Origin of the sequence: Christensenella massiliensis (assembly GCF_040409835.1) — a bacterium.
Taxonomy (GTDB): Bacteria; Bacillota; Clostridia; order Christensenellales; family Christensenellaceae; genus Christensenella; species Christensenella massiliensis.
Genome location: NZ_CP117826.1, coordinates 534,981 through 555,018, shown reverse-complemented (window position 1 = coordinate 555,018; position 20,038 = coordinate 534,981). Strand labels below are relative to the sequence as shown.

General features: G+C 46.6%; 15 protein-coding genes and 1 other RNA gene. All 16 read left to right on the top strand.

All coding sequences use genetic code 11. The annotated features are described in order from the left end of the window. Window positions 1-29: 29 nt before the first annotated feature. Complete coding sequence (locus PUP29_RS02670; RefSeq protein WP_079547367.1) at window positions 30-515, top strand: NAD(P)H-dependent oxidoreductase subunit E; 486 nt, start codon at window positions 30-32, stop codon at window positions 513-515. Between the two features lie 15 nt (window positions 516-530). Further along, window positions 531-1,082: an ATP-binding protein gene (locus PUP29_RS02665; RefSeq protein WP_079547368.1), complete on the top strand. Its 552-nt coding sequence runs from the start codon at window positions 531-533 to the stop codon at window positions 1,080-1,082. Between the two features lie 343 nt (window positions 1,083-1,425). Next, window positions 1,426-1,803, top strand: coding sequence for a (2Fe-2S) ferredoxin domain-containing protein (locus PUP29_RS02660; protein WP_079547369.1), 378 nt, complete (start codon window positions 1,426-1,428; stop codon window positions 1,801-1,803). 31 nt (window positions 1,804-1,834) lie between these two features. Then, a complete protein-coding gene (nuoF, locus tag PUP29_RS02655) occupies window positions 1,835-3,625 on the top strand; it encodes an NADH-quinone oxidoreductase subunit NuoF (protein ID WP_079547370.1) in 1,791 nt (596 codons plus the stop codon). Window positions 3,626-3,642: 17 nt separating this feature from the next. After that, entirely contained in the window at window positions 3,643-5,385 is a 1,743-nt protein-coding gene (locus PUP29_RS02650) for an NADH-dependent [FeFe] hydrogenase, group A6 (RefSeq protein ID WP_079547371.1), read from the top strand. Window positions 5,386-5,533: 148 nt separating this feature from the next. Beyond that, window positions 5,534-7,294, top strand: a complete 1,761-nt coding sequence (dnaG, locus tag PUP29_RS02645) for a DNA primase (protein ID WP_353423777.1) — start codon at window positions 5,534-5,536, stop codon at window positions 7,292-7,294. 74 nt (window positions 7,295-7,368) lie between these two features. Next, the gene (gene rpoD, locus PUP29_RS02640; RefSeq protein WP_079547877.1) at window positions 7,369-8,493 is read left to right on the top strand and encodes an RNA polymerase sigma factor RpoD; all 1,125 of its coding nucleotides are present in this window, start codon (window positions 7,369-7,371) and stop codon (window positions 8,491-8,493) included. A 612-nt stretch (window positions 8,494-9,105) separates the two neighbouring features. Continuing rightward, window positions 9,106-10,584, top strand: a complete 1,479-nt coding sequence (locus PUP29_RS02635; RefSeq protein ID WP_353423775.1) for a sugar ABC transporter ATP-binding protein — start codon at window positions 9,106-9,108, stop codon at window positions 10,582-10,584. Window positions 10,585-10,602: 18 nt separating this feature from the next. Beyond that, window positions 10,603-11,574, top strand: a complete 972-nt coding sequence (locus tag PUP29_RS02630; protein WP_079547373.1) for an ABC transporter permease — start codon at window positions 10,603-10,605, stop codon at window positions 11,572-11,574. A 54-nt stretch (window positions 11,575-11,628) separates the two neighbouring features. Continuing rightward, entirely contained in the window at window positions 11,629-12,705 is a 1,077-nt protein-coding gene (locus PUP29_RS02625) for a substrate-binding domain-containing protein (protein WP_079547374.1), read from the top strand. Window positions 12,706-13,180: 475 nt separating this feature from the next. After that, complete coding sequence (locus PUP29_RS02620) at window positions 13,181-13,861, top strand: tRNA (adenine(22)-N(1))-methyltransferase (RefSeq protein WP_353423772.1); 681 nt, start codon at window positions 13,181-13,183, stop codon at window positions 13,859-13,861. Next, window positions 13,852-14,964, top strand: a complete 1,113-nt coding sequence (locus PUP29_RS02615) for a Nif3-like dinuclear metal center hexameric protein (protein ID WP_353423771.1) — start codon at window positions 13,852-13,854, stop codon at window positions 14,962-14,964. The genes PUP29_RS02620 and PUP29_RS02615 overlap by 10 nt, the downstream gene beginning before the upstream one ends. 8 nt (window positions 14,965-14,972) lie before the next feature. After that, on the top strand, window positions 14,973-15,707 hold the full coding sequence (locus PUP29_RS02610; protein WP_353423770.1) for a zinc ribbon domain-containing protein: 735 nt from the start codon (window positions 14,973-14,975) through the stop codon (window positions 15,705-15,707). Between the two features lie 5 nt (window positions 15,708-15,712). After that, window positions 15,713-16,046, top strand: an RNA gene (gene rnpB / locus PUP29_RS02605) — RNase P RNA component class A. Between the two features lie 235 nt (window positions 16,047-16,281). After that, complete coding sequence (locus PUP29_RS02600) at window positions 16,282-19,347, top strand: hypothetical protein (protein ID WP_353423769.1); 3,066 nt, start codon at window positions 16,282-16,284, stop codon at window positions 19,345-19,347. Between the two features lie 146 nt (window positions 19,348-19,493). Then, window positions 19,494-20,012, top strand: a complete 519-nt coding sequence (locus tag PUP29_RS02595; RefSeq protein ID WP_079547379.1) for a cob(I)yrinic acid a,c-diamide adenosyltransferase — start codon at window positions 19,494-19,496, stop codon at window positions 20,010-20,012. Window positions 20,013-20,038: the final 26 nt, after the last annotated feature.

Here is a 20,038-nt window from a genome sequence, read left to right as displayed (position 1 = left end):
AGGTCGATTATTTTAAGGAGGCACTTTTCATGGGGAACACAGCGGAAGTACAAGCAAAATATGACGAACTAAAGGGCTTTATTGCGGAAACAATGAAAAAGCCGGGGCCGTTAATGCCGATCATGCAGAAAGCACAGGATATTTTCGGCTCTCTCCCGTTTGACGTTCAGAGGTTCATTTCGGAAGAGATGGGGATCCCGATGTCTGATATTTATGGAGTTGCGACATTCTATTCCCAATTTGCACTCGAGCCGAAGGGAAAACATGTCATTGGCGTATGCATGGGAACGGCCTGCTATGTAAAGAAAGCGGAAAGTATCCTCAATGCACTTGGCGACGAGCTGCAGACGGCACCGGGCGGAACGACCCCTGATGCGCTGTTTACACTGGAAGCGACGCGCTGCCTTGGGTGCTGCGGGCTTGCTCCCGTCATGATGATCGACGATCAGGTATACGGCAGGCTGAAAGCGGAGGATATCCCCGGGATAATCAGCCTGTATAGAAATAAACAGTAACGCGCCGGAAAATCAATGAAAGAGATTTCCCTACACATCATGGATATCGTGCAGAATTCGATCACCGCAAACGCTGCGCTGATCGAGTTGTTTCTCAATATCCAAAGGTGTAAAAACCGTCTTTCCATTATCATAAAAGACAATGGAAAAGGAATGAGCAAAGAAATGGTAGCGAGCGTAACAAGCCCATTCGTAACAACACGGACGACACGCAAGGTTGGGCTTGGGATACCGTTGTTTAAAGCAGGAGCGGAAAACGCGGGCGGGATGTTCGAAATTTCTTCCGAGCTCGGCAAAGGAACGGAGGTGAAGGCGGTCTATGTACTCGATCATATCGATCGCCCGCCGATCGGCGATTTTGCCGGAACAGTGCACTCGATCATTGTTTGTAACCCCGGTATCGATTTTGTAGTCAGCGTTACGCTTGATGAAAGGGAAGAGGTGCTCGACACGCGTGAAATAAGAAAGATACTGGGCGAAGATGTACCGCTTGATCTTCCGGATGTTTCGGCGTGGATCAAAGAGAGGCTGGACGAAATATTCCCAGCCGAATATGGAATGCTTTAAAAAGACCCGGTCTTTGAGACCGGGTCTTTCAGTGGCGCTGCCGAAGTGTTATAGCATATATGAAAATCAACTTCGAATGGTACGAATGTAAGTACAAATAGAAATAAATTGATAATATGGTTAATTTTTCACGAAAGAAGTTGATTTGGCAGGATATTACTGCTATAATAGCAAATGGAGAAATTGTCTTTTTTTTCACTAATCAAAACATGAATCGGATATTTATGTGAAATATACCGCATAAATAACATTTCATATCTCGGCTGACCGCTTGCCGGAAAAGCGGCCCGCGGCATATGGCATATAAAGAGATAAGACTGCCGCGTGGTATGGGGAGTAGAACATGAAGTCACTTGAGGAGCTGGAAGCAATCAGAAAAAAGATGCAGGGAAGGGTAGATATCCGTAAGAGCGATGCCGAAAAGCGTGTAGTAGTGGGTATGGCGACCTGCGGGATCGCGGCAGGCGCACGGCCTGTCCTCCAAGCGTTTGTTGACGAAGTCGCGACGCGCGGGCTTTCCGACGTAGTCGTCTCGCAGACAGGATGCATTGGCGTATGCCGGTTGGAACCGATCGCAGAAGTATTCATGCCGGGGCAGGAAAAGGTCACCTATGTAAAAATGGACGCTGAAAAAGCCAAACGCGTCGTTGCAGAGCATCTGGTCAACGGGAATGTCGTAACAGAATATACGATTGGCTACTACGAAAAGAACAACGCTTGACTTTGTATATTTAATTGGAGGTTTAGGATAAATGGATTTTTATCGTGCGCATGTATTGGTATGCGGAGGCACAGGATGTACTTCCTCCGGTTCAGCGGAGCTGATCGAACGTTTCGAAAAGGGACTGGCGGAGAAAGGTCTGGAAAAAGAAGTTAAGGTCGTCAGAACAGGCTGTTTTGGACTCTGTGAAGCCGGACCGATCGTGATCGTGTATCCGGAAGGCGCATTTTATAGCCGGGTACAGCTTGAGGATGTTGACGAGATTGTCGAAGAGCATCTTCTGAAAGGGCGTATTGTTGAGCGGTTGCTGCATAAGGACGAAAAAGAAGAAGATGTCGCAACGACTCTTGACGATATAGAGTTTTACAAAAAGCAGAATCGTGTCGCGTTGCGCAACTGCGGTGTGATCGATCCGGAAGTGATAGATGAATATATCGCATTTGACGGATATAAAGCACTTGGAACCTGCCTGACTGAAAAGACGCCGCAGGAAGTGATTGACATCATCAAGGCCTCCGGTCTGCGCGGCCGTGGCGGCGGTGGTTTCCCGACAGGCGTGAAATGGCAGTTTGGCCATGATGCAAAGGGAGATCAAAAATATATTATTTGCAACGCCGACGAAGGAGACCCGGGTGCGTTTATGGACCGTTCGGTCTTAGAGGGAGACCCGCACAGCGTTATTGAAGCGATGGCGATCGCCGGTTATGCGATCGGCGCGAATATGGGGTATGTATATGTACGTGCAGAGTATCCAATCGCAGTAAAACGCCTTCAGATCGCAATCGATCAGGCGCGGGAATACGGCCTGCTCGGCGAAGGGATATTCGGTACGGATTTCCAATTTGACATCGAGATCCGTCTTGGCGCAGGCGCTTTTGTCTGCGGAGAGGAAACGGCGCTGATGGAATCGATCGAGGGACGCAGGGGAGAACCGCGCCCGAAGCCGCCGTTCCCGGCAAATAAAGGACTATTCGGCAAACCGACCGTTATCAACAATGTAGAAACGCTTGCCAATATCCCGCAGATCATTTTGAAAGGCGCGGATTGGTTCGGTTCCATGGGAACGGAAAAATCCAAGGGCACGAAAGTGTTCGCGCTCGGCGGAAAAATCAATAATACGGGTTTAGTAGAGATACCAATGGGAACGACACTGCGTGAAGTCATTTATGATATCGGCGGCGGAATACCGGATGGAAAGAAATTCAAGGCAGCGCAGACAGGCGGCCCCTCCGGCGGTTGTATTCCGGCCGAACATCTTGATCTTAAGATCGATTACGATACCTTGACCTCCATTGGTTCTATGATGGGTTCGGGCGGCTTGATCGTAATGGACGAAGACAACTGTATGGTGGACGTCGCAAAATTTTTCCTCGATTTTACCGTAGACGAATCGTGCGGAAAGTGTCCGCCGTGCCGGATCGGCACAAAGCGGATGCTTGAGATCCTGCAGCGCATCACGGATGGTAAAGGAAAACCGGGCGATATCGAAAAGCTGATCGAACTCGGAGAGAGTATCAAAGCGGGCGCACTTTGCGGCCTTGGAAAGACAGCTCCGAATCCGGTGCTTTCTACCATTAAATATTTCCGGGACGAATATGAAGCGCATATCTACGATAAACGGTGCCCGGCGGGTCACTGCCAGCAGCTTTTGGTTTACGAGATCATTCCGACAAAATGTATTGGGTGTGGAATGTGCGCACGTGTATGCCCGGCGGAAGCAATTACCGGAGAAAAGAAACAACCGCATCACATTGATCCGGATAAGTGCATTAAGTGCGGCGCTTGCATCGAGAAATGTAAGTTCGATGCGATCAAAAGGTAAAAGGAGGATTATGTGATATGGTATCATTGACGATAGATGGCGTAAGAGTAGAAGTTCCGGAAAATTCTACCGTGCTTGACGCCGCAAGAAAAGCAAACATCGATATTCCGACTCTCTGCTTTCTGAAAGGGGTCAACGCGATTGGCGCATGCCGTATTTGCTTGGTGGAAGTAAAAAACAACCCGGCATTGCAGGCAGCCTGTGTTCTTCCGGTCGCAGAGGGAATGGAAGTATTTACAAAAACGGAAAAAGTGCTGAAGGCGCGTAAGGTGAGCCTTGATCTTCTGCTTTCCAATCACGACCGGGAATGCCTTACCTGTGTGCGCAACCGGAACTGCGAGCTGCAGACTCTGGCGGAAGAATTTGGTATCCGCAATATTCAGTACGAGGGTGAGAAAATACATAAAGATATTGATGATAAATCGGTATCTGTTGTGCGCAATCCCAACAAGTGCGTATTGTGCAAACGCTGTATTGCAGCCTGCGAGAAAATACAGACGGTAGGTGTCATAGGTTCTACGAACCGCGGCTTTAGAACGATGGTAGAGCCGGTATGGGGGAAATCTCTGGTCGACGTACCGTGTATCAACTGCGGCCAATGTATCGTATCCTGCCCGGTCGGAGCACTTTCTGAAAAAAGCGAGATCGATCAGGTGTGGGCCGCTTTGCACAATCCGAATATGCATGTGGTCGTGCAGCCTGCTCCGGCTGTGCGTGTAGCTCTGGGAGAAGAATTTGGCATGCCAATGGGCACCCGCGTGACGGGAAAGCTTGCAGCGGCGCTTCGCAGAATGGGCTTCGATAAAGTATTCGATACGGATTTCGGTGCAGACCTGACCATTATGGAGGAGGGGTATGAGTTCATTAACCGTGTGAAAAACGGTGGGAAGCTCCCGATGATTACCTCCTGTTCTCCGGGATGGATCAAATTCGCAGAATATTTCTTCCCGGATATGCTCGACAACCTTTCCAGCTGTAAATCTCCGCATCAGATGCTCGGTGCAATCATAAAATCTTATTATGCACAGGAAAACGGTATCGATCCGGCAAAGATTTTTACGGTATCCGTCATGCCGTGCACTGCTAAAAAATATGAGAAAGACCGGGCGGGAGAAGATGCCACCGGGTATCCTGATGTAGATGCGGTGCTTACTACGCGTGAAATGGCGCAGATGATCAAGGAAGCCGGGATCGATTTTGTTAATCTTCCCGATGAAGATTTTGATCCTGTTCTTGGTACGTCTACAGGTGCAGGCGTTATTTTCGGCGCGACGGGCGGCGTTATGGAAGCGGCTCTCCGTACCGTTGCCGAAGTACTCACAGGGCAACAGCTTGAGAGTATTGATTTCTGTGATGTACGTGGGATCGCAGGTATCAAGGAGGCAGAAATCATGGTAGGCGATATGCCGGTAAAGGTAGCCGTTGCAAGCGGAACGGGTAATGCGAGAAAGCTTCTTGAAGCGGTGCGTGCAGGCGAAAAAGAGTATCACTTTATAGAGATCATGGCCTGCCCGGGCGGCTGTGTCAACGGCGGCGGGCAGCCTATCGTTTCGGCACGCGTTAAGAATGTTCTCGATCCGCGCGTCGTACGTGCGAAAGGGCTATATGATGAGGACTGCGACAAGCAGCTGCGGAAATCTCATGAGAATCCGGATATTCAGAAATTGTATCAGGATTTCCTCGGAGAGCCGAACGGACATAAGGCGCATGAGCTGCTGCATACATTCTATGAAGCGAAGCCTAAATATAGGGAACAATAACTAAAAAACGGACAGCAAAAACGCCCGGTATTTTCCGGGCGTTTCGTTTATTCGAACAGATTTTAACAGAAATTTAAAGGATTTAACGTTTTATACGTGTAATATTATAGTATAAAATATGCAGAGGATTCGGTTAAGGGAGGCATAAATGCCGTTTTTTCCAGAAGAATGGATTCAAGATCTGCTGTCTAAGGTCGATCTTGTCGATTTGATCAGCGGATATGTTACATTACAAAATAAAAGTGGGCGTTGGTGGGCGTGCTGCCCGTTTCATAACGAGAAAACGCCCAGTTTTTCTGTAAATCCGGAAAAGGGCTTTTATCATTGCTTCGGGTGTGGAAAAGGAGGAAACGCGATCCAGTTTGTTATGGAACAAGAAAAAATGACGTTTCCTGAGGCATGTCAGTATTTAGCGGAAAGGGTCAAGCTTCCGCTCCCGGAAAACAGCGACGATACCGGATATGAAAAACGTAAGCAGCAGCGGAAGCGGATTCTGGAAATGAATAAAATAGCCGCACGGTATTTTCATCAAAATTTATATTCGCCGGATGGAAAACAAGCGCTGGATTATTTGCAGGGCAGAGGGATAACCGAGAGGACCATCAAAACTTTCGGAATGGGCTTTGCACGAAACGGTTGGGATCATTTGATGAATTTGCTTGCGGAAAACGGATATACCAAACAGGAAATGCAGGCAGCCGGGCTCATTAAACTAACGGACGGGAAAAGCTATGATATGTTCCGTAACCGCGCCATGATCCCGATTATCAATGCGTTTGGGGATATCATTGGTTTTGGCGGGCGCGTGATGGATGACGGCATGCCCAAATATCTGAATTCGCCTGAAACGGCGGTATTCAACAAAAGCCGCAATTTATATAATTTAAATCTGATCCGGCGGCAAAAAAATCTTTCTCATTTAATATTGGTAGAAGGATATATGGACGTGATTGCGCTTTTTTCCTATGGAATACCGGAATGTGTCGCAACGCTCGGAACAGCACTCACACAGGACCAAGCCCGGCTTATCAAGCGGTATACGAACCATGTATATATTTCCTATGATGGAGACGGAGCAGGGCAAAAAGCGACGCTGCGCGCGCTTGGCATATTGACGCAAGAGGGGATAGAACCGCGGGTCGTTGTGATACCGGACGGGCAAGATCCGGATGAATACTTGAGAAAGCAGGGACGGAACGGTTATATTCAGCTGATGAAAACGTCCTTGCCCGAGATGGATTACCGTTTTCGGAATGTAGAGGCAAAATATGATCTTTCCGATGGGTATCAAAAAGAAAAATTTGCACAGGAATGTGCAGGGATATTGAAAAGTGTGGACAGCGCGGTCACGAAAGAAAAATATGCGCGCAAACTGTCAGAAATAACAGGCTTTTCTCAGGCTTCTATTCTCCAAGATGCCGGCGGTACCCAAAAAGAGGTGCCAAAATGGATACCTCCGAAAGCGGAAACAGGTGAAAGAACGGCTGAGGAGAAAGCAGAAGTTTGCCTTGTCCGCAGGTTATATGTAGATCCGCAGTTTGCGTTGAAGCTGGATGGAAAGCTTTCAGAAGAAGATTTTCAGAAGCCGGCGAACAAAAAAATATTTTCTTATATTATGGGGAAAGCAAAAAAAGGGATTTTTACTGCAAACAGCGAATTATTATCCGTACTGAATGAGGAGGAAGGGGTCTATCTTAGGAAAATATTGAGCGCTGAAGATGCACAGGAGCAGACAGACGAGTTTATGAAGGGATGTGTAAAGCAGCTGCGGATCAGTAGATTGGTGCGTCAGCGAAAATCACTTCTCGCAGCATGCGGAACTGAGACACAGCCTGAAAGGAAGCGCGACATACTTCAAAGGATAGACGAATTGGGAAAAGAGCTCCATAAGCTTAAAAATAGTTTTTAATATTTTAATATAGTAGGTGAAATTTATTGACAGAGAAAAATGAAAAATTACAGAAAGAATTAAACGATGTTTCCATTGAAGCCGCAGCTGCGGTAAAGCAAGACAGCACGGCAGAAAGAAAAGGACAGCAAAAACTGTCAGATGAGCGAATTATAAAAATCGTTGAGATTGGAAAAGCAAAAGGCGTCTTGAAATATGCGGAGATAGCAGAATATATAGATGATGCCCATGCTGCTCCCGAGCAGATCGATAAGCTGTATGAAGCGCTGGAAGAACAGAATATTGACGTTCTTGATGACGAGATCGAAAAAGAAGTACCCAAAATTGAGGAGGAAACGGTCGATTTTGAGTTGTCTATGCCGGAAAATATTAATATCGACGATCCGGTTCGCATGTATTTGAAAGAGATCGGGAAAGTTCCATTGCTGTCCGCTAACGAGGAAGTTGAACTGGCAAAGCGGATGGGAGAAGGAGATCAGGAAGCCAAACGGAAATTAGCAGAAGCAAATCTGCGTCTTGTCGTCAGCATAGCCAAACGTTATGTGGGCCGTGGAATGCTTTTCTTGGACCTTATTCAGGAGGGAAATCTGGGGCTTATTAAGGCTGTTGAGAAATTTGACTATCAAAAGGGCTATAAATTCAGCACATATGCCACATGGTGGATACGTCAGGCGATTACACGGGCGATTGCCGATCAGGCACGGACGATTCGTATTCCTGTCCACATGGTAGAAACGATCAACAAATTGATTCGCGTATCACGCCAGTTGCTGCAGCAGTATGGGCGGGATCCGTTGCCGGAAGAGCTGGCAAAAGAAATGGATATCCCAGAGGAAAAGGTGCGGGAGATATTGAAGATCGCGCAAGAGCCCGTATCGCTGGAAACACCGATTGGTGAAGAAGAGGATAGTCATCTGGGTGATTTTATCCCGGATGATGATGCGCCAGCTCCGGCAGAAGCAGCAGCCTTTACGTTACTCAAAGAACAGTTGATGGACGTGTTGGATACGCTGACACCACGCGAAGAAAAAGTATTGAAGCTGCGGTTTGGTCTCGAGGATGGCCGTGCACGGACATTGGAAGAGGTTGGCAAGGAATTTCAGGTAACGCGTGAACGGATCAGGCAGATCGAGGCAAAGGCACTTCGCAAGCTGCGGCACCCATCGAGGTCAAAAAAACTGAGGGATTTTCTGGAATGAGGATATTACTTACTGCCGGTTCTTGCGGGCGCTATGCTTCATTATTCCAAAAGTCAGGAAAACGATCGAAGAGTGCTTGTTTGCTGATAGGCAGATAAGCACTCTTTTTTCGATGCGCAAAAAGAGTGGTGCGAAAAACGTTTTCATATCAAAAAGGATTAAAAATAAGATGAACATTCGAAAATGGTCCGAGAGTGAAAGCGGATAAATGATTTTTGACTTGATTTTTTTATTCATAAGCTCATACAGCTTGCACAATGAGAATGAACACCCCCATCTGATTATCGAATGTAATTTTTTTAAAAAACACTTGACTATTGTAATTCGATTTGTTATATTATCATTGTACTAAATACATATAATATTTTAAAGAGATATCCACTAAGTGTTAAAATGAAGAAAAATATTTTGATATAAATAGTTTAAAATATTTGCGTTGAAATTACCGGAGAGTGGTAAATTGTTTACACCTTGATAACCACTATTATATCGTGCCTTTATGCGCTCAAAAGAGCGCATTTTTTTATGGTTAAAATTCTGTAGTTTTTTTGACAGGAAAACGTTTTTATTTATAAATAATACTGTTGAAGAAAAGATAAGGAGGAGAAGAAATTGCCGGAAAAAGCACTTGAGATGAAAAATATATCAAAAAGCTTTATGGGTGTGCATGCGCTGCGAGATGTATCTTTCAATGCATACCGGGGTAAGGTCAATGTGCTGATAGGTGAAAATGGAGCCGGTAAGTCAACGTTGATGAAAGTTTTATCGGGAGCGCATACTATGGATTCCGGTGAGATATATATCGACGGTAAACTTGTCGACATCAAAGATCCTACGTCGGCTATGGAAAGCGGCGTAGCAATGATCTATCAGGAACTTAATCTTTGCTCCGATATGACGGCGAAAGACAATGTTTTTCTGGGAAGAGAAAAAGTCAACGGTCTTTTGGTAGACGAAAAAGAATGTGAAAGAAAAACCTTGGAGCTTATAAAAGAGTATGAGATGGGCTTTCATCCCAACGATAAAGTTGGAGATCTGCCGCTTGCAAAACAGCAGATGCTGGAAATCGTAAAAGCTATTTCCAAAGACGCAAAGATCGTTGTAATGGATGAACCTACATCTTCCCTTACTGTAGACGAGGTCGAGCACTTATTCAGGATCATAAAAAAACTTAACGCAAACGACGTCACTATTATATATATTTCCCATCGCATGGAGGAGCTCTTTGAAATAGGCGACTATATCACCGTCATGAGAGACGGAGAATTAGTAGGAGAATGGCCCATAGAAGAGGTAACGAAAGATTCACTCGTTGCTTCTATGGTAGGACGTGAAATAAAAGATATATTCCCAAAACAGCAGGTGCCGATAGGCAGTACTGTACTTGAAGTCAAGAATCTCACGAAGGAAGGCGTTTTCAGAGATGTAAGCTTTTCTGTAAAAAGCGGAGAGATATTGGGAATGTCGGGTCTTGTGGGCGCAGGCAGAACAGAGGTATGCATGTCGATTTTCGGTGCGTTGAGCAGAGACGGCGGGGACGTTTATCTGAAAGGAGAAAGGGTCGATATCAAGTCTCCTGCGGATGCCATGAAGAAAAAAATAGCTTACCTCTCGGAAGACAGAAAGCTTATGGGGATCAGCCTTATGAATACAATAAGAGATAACATAAGTCTTTCGAATATGGAACAGGTTTCGAAAAACGGTTTTATGGTAAAAGCGAAAGAGGAAGAGTTGAGCAATAATGCAGTAAAAATGCTTAGCATCAAAACTCCCTCTATCTATCAGCTTGTTGGTAATCTTTCAGGCGGCAACCAACAGAAGGTCGCTTTGGCTAAATGGATCGAAAGAGATATTGATGTTTTGATACTCGACGAACCTACCAGAGGCGTGGATGTAGGAGCAAAACAGGAAATACATTCACTCATAGGCGAGATAGCAAAACAGGGTATCGCCATTATATTGATATCCTCAGAGCTTCCGGAGATACTGGGTATGTCGGACAGAATAATCGTTATGCACGAAGGTGAAGTAAAAGCCGAAATAAATGCCGAGGAAGCCACTCAGGAATCCATTATGTCTTATTCTGTATAAAAATTGGAGGAGTTAAAAATGGAAGAGAGATCGTTAAACAATGTTTCGTTCAGCGCAAAGCTGAAACGATTCCCCCAGCTTACTATATTGATTGCATTCATTGCGCTGTTTTTAGTTTTTGCGTTCGCAACAGATACGTTCCTGACACCCGGAAATATGATGAATGTTTTCAGACAGGCAGCACCAAATCTGATCGTTGCAATCGGTATGACATTTGTACTCATTTTGGGTGAGATAGACCTTTCGGTTGGATCGGTAGCTTGTATGTCCGGTATACTCGCGGGCGGATTCATGGTCAATCAGGGTATGCCTTGGGTGCTTGGCATGGTATGCGGTATCGCCCTCGGAACGCTTATGGGCTTTATCAATGGTATTCTTGTCGCAAAGGTAAAAATGCCTTCCTTTATAGCAACGCTTGCGATGATGAGTACCGCGCGCGGTATCGCTCTTGTATATACAGGCGGTTATCCTGTATCGGGAATCCCGGATGAAGCTCTTAATATCGGCCGCGGATATGTTGGAGAGCTTCCGATCCCTGTGATCATAATGCTTGTCATCGTAGTTTTAGCATGGATACTTCTCTCAAGGACAAAATTCGGAAGATATGTTTATGCAACGGGCAGCAATTCCGAATGTGCAAGACTTTCCGGCGTTAAAATCGGAACGATCAAAATATTGGTGTTCACCCTTTGCGGACTGTTTGCTTCTATAACAGGCTTTGTTATGGCGATGCGACTCGGTTCCGGGCAGCCTACTATGGCGGACGGCCTTGAGATGGACGCTATCACAATGGCGGTCCTCGGCGGCACAAGCCTTTCGGGCGGCAGAGGATTTATGCTTGGTACGATCATAGGCTGTATGTTTATGACAGTACTTTCAAATGGATTCAATATCATTGGAGTTTCTTCTTTCTGGCAGCAGGTACTCACAGGCATCATTCTTGTTGCAGCTGTATGCATGTATGGAAGAATGAATAAAGGTAAAGTATGAGAGACTTAAGTTTGGCAATCTGCCAATAAACAATATAAATTTCAGGAGGAAAGCATGAAAAAATTATTGGTACTAGTACTTGTTGTTGCAATGGTAGCGGCCATGTTTGTCGGATGCTCTTCTGCTCCGGCAGAAGATGCGGCGACTGAGAGCAGCGCGGCGGCAGAGGAAAGCGCAGCAACCGGGGAAACGGCCGGCGACGGCGCTGCAGCGGACGGTGACATAACCATAGGTGTTACGCTGATGGATTATCAGTTTGCATTCTATCAGGATATGCTTGCCATGATGAAAAAGACGGCTGATGAGCTTGGGGTTACTATCGTAGACGTTGACGGTGCAGGAGATGTTCAGACACAGCTTACGGCAGTTGAAGACCTCATTTATGCAAAGGATGTTGATGCCATCGTGATGTGTCCTGTTGATACGGAAGCGATCAGTACAGCTACGCTTGAGTGCAATGAAAACAATATTCCGGTCGTAACGGTTGACGTTAGATCGGCTGACGGGGACGTCGTGTCACATGTCGCTTCGGATAACTATCAGATCGGTGTAGAGGCTGCTAAATATGCAGAACAGCTGCTCGAAGAAAAATATGGTGAAGTAAAAGGAACGGTCGCTTGTGTAGGCTATCCGCAGATTACGACGATCGCAGAAAGAGCAGACGGCTTCACAGAGTATTTCGCTGATAATCCAAATGTTGAAGTGGTTGTTCAGGACCCGATTTCCCTTGACCCTGATACGGCACAAGGGGTTGGCGATGACCTGCTTCAAGCATATCCGGAAGGCTCGCTCGATATAATATTCGGCGCTAATGAAACGAATGCGGTTGGCGTTATATCTGCCGCTGAATCAGCAAACAGAACAGATATTGCAGTCATTGGCGTTGATAACAGCCAGGTATTCCTCGATGCTCTCCAGACGGATACAAGCGTACTGGTCGCTACGATCGCACAGGCTCCAACTGAAATGGGCAAGATCGGTATCGAAACGGCTGTCGCATATCTCAAAGGCGAGGATTATGAAGAAGAAGTCGGCACAGAGCTCACAGTCATAACGAGAGATTCAGTTGCAGACTATATTGCTTCTCAGGAAGAATTGCAGGAATCCATTTCATCCTACAAAGCAAGCTAATCGGCAAAACGAACGAAAGGGCAGGTTTACCTGCCCTTTTTATATGCCCGTTAAGCGGAAAGCGAAGTATAGCAGCGCGTTGTACAATAGACTCACTCTATGTATATGTACCGGCAGAAAAGTAAAAGGCATAAGCAGTAAGCGATGTTCCCATAAATGGTATGATAAGGGCAAAAACAAAAGCATTCAGAAGGAAAAGAATATTGTGATCGTCTTGCTGAAGTGATATACTTGTAATGGAAAAAACGCGATGATATTTGCAGGGAAGCACGGCTCTGCAGTTTTTCCAAAACGGAGTAAAATAGTTGAGAAATTTTGTGAATTAAAGCAAAAAATATTTTTAGTAAATGGCTGCGCTTATAGAAGCGCAGATTAGAAAACAGTTTTGCAGGACTGATAGGGATTTGAGACAGTTGAAACGTGTGGAAAAATGGAGGGAGCATAAAGGCGGCGCAAGGCCGCCTTTCATATCTGAATGGAACTGACAGACAGATTGAGGGCAATATTAGACTTTGTGGAACCTGCTGATACAGCTGCTGACATCGGGTGTGATCATGGCATGATATCGGCGGCGTTGATTGAAGAAAAAAAAGCGCGCCATGTGTTTGCCTGTGATATCAGCCCAATGTCACTGAAAAAAGCGGGATTACTTGCTGAAGAGCGCGGATATACGCAGATTGAAACGAGGCTTTCAGACGGACTGGCTGCCCTCAAGGGAGAGGCTATAGATACGGTTATTATAGCGGGCATGGGAGGGCTTTTGATTCGCGATATTCTTGCAGGAGGTTTGGAAATAGCCGCACATACCCGCCAGTTTGTGCTTGGACCGCAGGGAAATGAATATGAGCTGCGCAGATTTTTATATGAAAATGGATTCGTCCTTGAAAATGAAGCGATCGTAAGGGACGATGGGAGATATTACCAGATTTTGAATGTAAAACATGGTAAATCGTCTTTACCAAATGAAATTTATTTGTTTTTCGGATATTATCCGGTACTGCGCAGGGAAGTTCTGCAAAAAGAATTTCTGCAGTGCAAACGGAATGAACTGGCTACGATCATCGAACGGGCAGGACGCGGGAAAAATACGGAAAACTATATTGCAAATAAGAAAAAACTTCTTAGAGAGGTGGAGGAGGTATTGAAATGTCTGTAACGATGCAGCAGATGGAACTGATTTTAGAGAAGATCGCCCCCGTGCGCTTTGCAGAAGAATGGGATAACAGCGGTTTTAATGTAAATTTTCATAATAGAGAAATTACAGGAATCATGATTTGCCTCGATGTTTTGCCGGAAATTATAGAAGAAGCAGAGAAAAAAGGCTGCAATCTGCTTATTTCACATCATCCGCTTTTGTTTCGTGCAACGAAAAGGATCGATTCGGAGCGCTATGAAGGAAAATGCATACGAATGCTGGCGGAACGGGGTATCTCGTTATATTGCGCGCATACAAGCATGGACAGTGCTCCGGATGGCATCAATACGTGGCTGGCCGATCAATTTCATCTCACAGAGCGCGAATATATTCAAGATGGAGTGGCCGAACATTTTTATGAAATAGCTGTGCACGTTCCGTGCGAGCATGCGGATAAAGTCCGGCGCGCGATGACCGCGGCAGGGGCGGGAAGATTAGGAGAATATGAGGAATGTACTTTTAATATTTATGGAGAGGGAACGTTTCGGCCCAATGAATATGCGCATCCCTATATAGGAAAGACAGGAGAAATGGAAACTGTAAAAGAAGTGCGTATCTCGGCGATATGCAGTGAATCTGATACAGAACGGGTGCTCCGCGCCGTGCGTGCAGTTCATCCGTATGAGGTGCCGGCAATCAGTGTATTGAGGACTGAAGAGCCGAAGACGCTCCAGTCGGGGCTCGGGATCGTCGGCGATCTTCCCCAGCGGCTTCCCGTAAGAGAAGTGCTTGACCGGCTAAAAAAGATATTGCAGACAGACAGCGTTCGTGTAGCGGGCGACATCGAAAAGTCGGTCGCGCGTATCGGAATATGTGGGGGCGCAGCGGGAGATTTTGCAGAAGCAGCCCGTAAAAAAGGCGCAGAGCTTTTCATCACCGGGGAGATCAAGCATAATGAGTATGCGGCGCGCAGCGAAATCATTCTGGCAGAAGCAGGGCACTTTGACACTGAAAAGTGTTTTTGCAGGATATATGAGCAAGGTTTACAAAAATGTTTGGATGATGTAAACTATAACATAGCGATTTATGTGACGAATTTACGCAGACCATACGTAAATTATTAAGGAGGTCTATGTTGAGTAATGATCTGAAAGCGTTGTGGGATTATCAGGCTGCAGAAAATGAGCTGGAATCCTATGAACGTACGTTAATGAATACTGAAACCAGAAAAAAATTAGTGCATCAGCAGCAGGTTTATAAGAACAATCAGCAAAAGCTCAAGCAGCTGGAGCAGGAATCTATGCTGCTTCAGAATAAAATGAGCGGCATTGCTTCCCAGATCGATACACTGCAGAAGCAGATGCAGGAAAAGAAAGACGAGATAAACGAAGTTTCCGGATATGATTTGGAGGATATGTTTCTTGAAGACGTACGGGAAATGATTCAAGAATGCGAAGAAATCAAAGCGTCTGTAGAGGTAAGCAAGCGTAAAATCGTAGAAATTATGCATCGCCTTGAAAAATCGGAAACAGAGATCAAAGAGACGCTCATAAAAATGAGCAACGCAAAAAAACAATTTGACATTCTGAAAGAGCAGCATGCCAAAGAGGTTGCCGCAGGAAAAGATGATTTGGATAGGCTGAGGGCGAATGTTGTGCAGGCTGCAAAAGGGATCGAGCCTTCTCTGATGGAGCGATATAAGGCAATCAAGCAGCACCGCGCAAATCCTATGGCAAAATTGGTGGGAGACCGTTGCGAAGGTTGCAAAATGCAGCTTCCGTCAGGAGTTCTCCAAAGCCTGAAAGTAGAAGGCAGTATTGTAGAATGTGAAAATTGCGGCAGGATTCTTTTTGTGGCGGAGGATTAAATATTTGAGCAGACTGGATGGCTGCGCGCTTTGGCGTGAGGAAAGTCCGGGCTCCGCAGGGCAGAGCGCCGGGTAACACCCGGTGGAGGCGACTCCAAGGAAAGTGCAACAGAAATAAACCGCATCTCTCTGGATGCAAGGGTGGAAAGGCGAGGTAAGAGCTCACCGGCGTTATGGCAACTTAACGCGTCAATGTAAACCCCGCTTGGTGCAAGATTGGTATGAGGACATTTAATGGCGGCCCGTCACGTCCTTTGTAATCGCATGAGCCGTTTGGCAACAGACGGCCTAGATAGATGGTCATCAAAACAGAACCCGGCTTATAGGTCTGCTCAAATCATTTATAAAGCATGTGCGGCAACTCGGAAACGAGTTGCCTTTATTATTGCTGCAGATCATATTAATGCACTTGACACAGGCATTTGCAGAATGTTATAGTAGCCTTAAAAGGTATTATATATGCGCTGTTGTAAATCTGATCAATATAAAAGGATAAAATAAAATAATACCAATTAAAGATGGTATAATTATAATAAAAATGATATATAAACATAAATAGGAAAGGAATTTCAAAATGAAAATGGGTCAGCATAAAAAATTAATGTCTGTGATTCTGTGCATCGCTATGTGCCTGACATTATTTGGAGGGAACATTGCGTTGGCGCAGGGGAAAGAGGACGAACCCGTTCAGGGGATCGCCTGCAGCGAAGGGTGTATATTGGAAAGCGGCCATGAGGGAGATTGCGTAATGGCTGTCGATGATGACACGGAATCCGTATCGGAGCAGGACGCAGGTGCAGAAGAAGTAATAGAAGAAACTGAAAAAACGGAACCGGCAAATGACGCCACGGAATCCGAGAGATTGCCTATGCTTTCAAGAAAAGCGGTTCCAATGACTGAACCGTCTTCAACTGTTGCAACGATAGGCGAAGACAGCTATGCTTCTTTGAAATCGGCCTTTGAAAATGTAAAGACCGGAGAAACGATCATACTTCAGGAGAACATTACCGGTTTGACGACAGACGGCATTGCAACATTAGCTGCTGGAAAAAAAGCGACGTTCGATATGAACGGAAAAAGCATTACAGTAGCTCCTGATTTTGCGGGAAGACCGATCGTAAATGAAGGTGAGCTGACAGTCGTGGGGAATGGCGTGATCGATGCTTCTGCCTCTGAAAGCGACGGACTTGGTGCAATCAATAATAAAGGAACTCTGACGATCGAAAACGGAACCTATCGCGGAGCCAAATACGCTTCCGGTTCGGCAATCCGCAATACAGGGAGCGGTGCGGTATTGACGATCGAAAACGGAACATTTGATGGAGCAACATGCGCAGTATTCAATGAGGGAACGGTCACGATCAACAACGGTACATTTACGGGAACGACATGCAGTCAATGCAATGGTGATATTTGGTCCTATACGATCCGCAATTATACGACGGATTGCAAAATGACGATTAACGGCGGAACATTCACGGGTGTACAAGGAGCGGTATCGGCTTCTGTTGGATATCTCGAAATCAATGGAGGGACCTTTAAAACGGTAAAATGCGTAAGCGATCCGTCTCATACCGCTACATTCTATGCGCTTTATGCGGCAGGAGAAGTGGGAAAGGTAAAATGTGTGATCAACGACGGCCATTTTGAAACGGAAGGACAATATACTGCCGTTTTGATCGGAAACGATAATGATGGTGGGATCCATGAAGAGGCTACTGGGATCATCAACGGCGGAACGTTTGTAGCGCCGGAGGGTGTTCCAGCCTTAAAGGGTGCAGAAAAAACAGGAGATCCGCAGATCAACGGCGGAACGTTCAGCAGCGATGTAAGCAAGTATGTAAGTGACGACGCAGGAAAAATGATCGAAGATAAGGACGGTAATTATGTCGTCAAAGAGTATGTCGCGGAAACAGGCGGAGAAAAATATATCTATCTTCAGGACGCGATCAATGCGGCGAACGGAGGTACGGTAACGCTGGTCGCGGATACAACGGAGAGCGTGGAGATACCTGCGGGTGTAGAGGTAACGCTTGATCTTGGAGAATTTACGTTGACCAACGAAGCGGGAAAACATACGATTACGAACCGCGGCACATTGACCATTTCCGGCAATGGTACGGTAGACAATATTTCGCATGCGCGCGGTGCATTGGTGAATTATGGAACGGCAACGATGGTTGGAGGAACGCTTACCCGGTCGGCTGAAGCGGGGAGTTCGCCTACTGAAAGCGGCGGTAATTCATGGTATGTTGTAGATAATAACGGTGGAACGATGACGGTGAAAGGCGGAACGATCGTCAATACGTCAGGTTTTAGTTCCTTGATTCGTAATTTGAACGCAACGTTTAATATGGAAGACGGCGTACTTCAAAATAAATTTATTGCGCTGAAGAATGACGATAACGGCGTAATAGATATGACGGGCGGAACGATCACTACCACAGGAGCGGGCGGAAGCGCCGTCCAGAACTGGGGTGAGTTTACGATGTCCGGAGGAGAGTTGAACGCACCCGATGATGCAAAGGCAATTTACGCGCTTGCATGGGATGACCAGTATAAAAAGCCGACGGCAGTCATTCGGGACGGAGCGGTCGTCAATGGCGATATTCTGGTAGAAGTAGACACAGCCAATTCCGATGGGATCGCGCGTCCGGATTTGGTCATCGAGGGCGGCGACATCAATGGTGATATTGAAGTCGGAACGGATGGCGACGTCGTAGTGGACGGTGGTTCGGTAAGCGGAAGCGTTACGTCGACGAATGAAGGCGGCACTTTGAAAGTCAGCGGCGGGGAATTCGCTGTGATGCCGAATTCGGAATATATCGACCCGAATATGACGGCGGTTGAATATACGGCGCAGGATGGCAGTAAGGTCTCTTACATCGGCACTGCGGAAGAGGTTGCTCAGAAATTGGCTTCGGCAGGCGCAGGAGATACTGTTGAGATCGTACAGGGAGATGTTGCTTTGACGCTTCCTGAGGGCGTGACGGTGGAAAACAAAGGAGAAGGCGAGGTCGTTGTAAACGGAGAAACAGTAGAACCGGGTAAAACGATTATAGTAGCCGAAGTGAAAACGGTATATTACAAAGACGCAGCGACGGGCGTGATACTGAACACGGATACGACCAAGGTGCCGGATGGCTCCTATCTGCTCGTGAAGCCGGTAGCGGAGACAGAGCAGGCGCACGCGGACGCGAAGGAAGCGCTGAAAGATAAGGCGGGGCGGTTCGTGCTGTATGACATCACGCTGGTGAATGCGGCGGGCGAGCCGATCCAGCCCGCGGGCGACGTGCTGATCGGGATCCCGACGCCGGATGGGTACGACACGTCGAAGCTGGCGGTGCACCGCATCAATGAGGACAAGACGACGGTGGAGCACGGGGTGACGGTGCAGGACGGCGTCTCCTATTTCCAGACGGACCACTTCAGCAAATATGCGCTGATCGAAAAGGGGAGCATGAGCGGAGCGGGAACGGATGACACAGCGAAAGATGAGGGCGCCGACTCCTCCGACACGCCGAAGACGGGCGACAGGGCGGACATGACGCCGTATATCCTGCTGGCAGTTATGGCGGGAGCGGCGGTCGCTGCTGCGGTCACCGTAACGATGCGGAAGAGACGGCAGTATGAAAAGTAAGAGATAGAAAACAAGAAAAACGGCGGCGATGCCCTATGTATCGCCGCCGTTTTTGGTTGCAATGGCAAAAAGGTGGTATTATAGAAAGAAATAGAGTATTATGGATTTGGTGCCATGTAGTAAAAAGACGAAAGGTGACTGCTGCGATGAAAGGGCTGATACACATTTACTGCGGAGATGGAAAAGGAAAGACGACAGCTGCCGTTGGGCTTGCTGTACGCGCCGCAGGACATGGAAAACGCGTGCTTTTCCTGCAATTTATGAAAGATGGAACCTCGGGAGAATTGAGGGTATTGGCTGATATACCGGGCATAACGGTATTTCCCGGAGAAAAGGGCGTTAAATTTGCGTGGAGCATGAGTGAACAGGAAAAGGAAGACGCGCGCACACTTCAAAACAAAAGGCTGAAAGATGCAGCGGAAATGGCGGAAGATTATGATCTTTTAATTTTGGATGAGGCGGTAGGCACATGTGAAGCCGGTTTTTTAGATAAAGATGTTTTATGTAGTTTTTTGGATGATAAGCCGGAATCGCTGGAAGTAGTTTTAACAGGGCGCTCTCCGGGCCGCGAGCTTTCAGAACGTGCGGATTATATATCGGAAATCAAAAAGATCAGGCACCCGTTCGATAGAGGGATCAAGGCCCGTGAGGGCATTGAACAATAGTGGAGTGTATGCTTTACTTATCGAAT